The following is a 1,012-nucleotide window of genomic DNA, read 5'->3' as shown; positions in this document are numbered from 1 at the left end:
CACGCCCAGAGCCTGTCCTACAACATCCCCTATGGCTGGTGGCGCTTCGACTACAGCTACAGCCAGAGCTACTACCGCACCCTGGCGCAAGGGGACGGCTTCCCGTTCGAAACCGATGGCGACAGCAAGCAACATGCGTTGCGTGCCGAGCGCGTGCTTCACCGCGACAGCGTCAGCAAGACCGCCGTGAGCACCGGCCTCAGCCATGTGCGCACCAACAACTTCATCCTCGGCAACCGCATCGAACAATCGAGTAACCGGCTGACCGAGTGGCAACTGGGCTTCAACCATGGCCGCCGCGTCGGCACGGCGTTCGTCAACCTGGACGCGGGTTGGCAGCGGGGCATCGGCGCCCTGGATGCCCAGAACAACGGCACCCCCCGTGGCTCCGACCCGGTGGCGCGCTACAACAAATACAGCCTGACCCTCAGCTACCTGCAGCCCTTCAGCCTGTGGGGCGAGCGCTTCAGTTTCGACAGCCTGGCCACCGGCCAGAAGAGCGAAGACGTGCTGTTCAGCTCGCAGCGCATCAGCATCGGCGGGCTCAACTCGGTACGTGGTTTCAAGGACCAGACCCTGTCCGGCGACAGCGGCGGTTACTGGCGCAACCAGTTGCGCTGGACCCGCCCCGTCACCTGGGCGCCGCTGCAACCCTTCGTGCAGCAGTACGGCATGGCGCTGGCCTACGACGTCGGCGTGATCCAGCGCGGCGAGCACAACGCCTTCGCCAGCGGCCGCATGAGCGGCAACGCCGTGGAGTTCAGCGCCCGTGGCGAGCACCTGGCCGCCGCCGTGACCTTCGCCCATTCCCTGGAACGCCCCGATGTGATCGCCGAGCGCGAGCGCCCGGTGCATTTCCGCGTCGACCTGTTCTTCTGATTTTCTGATTCGCTTACGCCTCGGAGCACCCTGACATGGACGTTCGCAGCCCATTTTTTCAAAACATCGCCCTGATTCTGGCGGGTGTGATGTTCCTCAACCCCATCGCCGCCACTGCCGCGCAACTGACCGT

General features: G+C 64.8%; 1 protein-coding gene. It reads left to right on the top strand.

Going from position 1 to position 1,012, the window contains the following annotated elements:
* A partial coding sequence (locus ACT9T4_RS26615; protein WP_499119871.1) for a ShlB/FhaC/HecB family hemolysin secretion/activation protein occupies positions 1-879 on the top strand: 879 nt, incomplete at its 5' end.
* Between the last annotated feature and the right edge of the window lie 133 nt (positions 880-1,012).

The organism is Pseudomonas sp. SZ40, from assembly GCF_052958135.1.
Note: the sequence above shows the minus strand (reverse complement) of the source record. Positions and strands in the feature narration are given on the sequence as shown.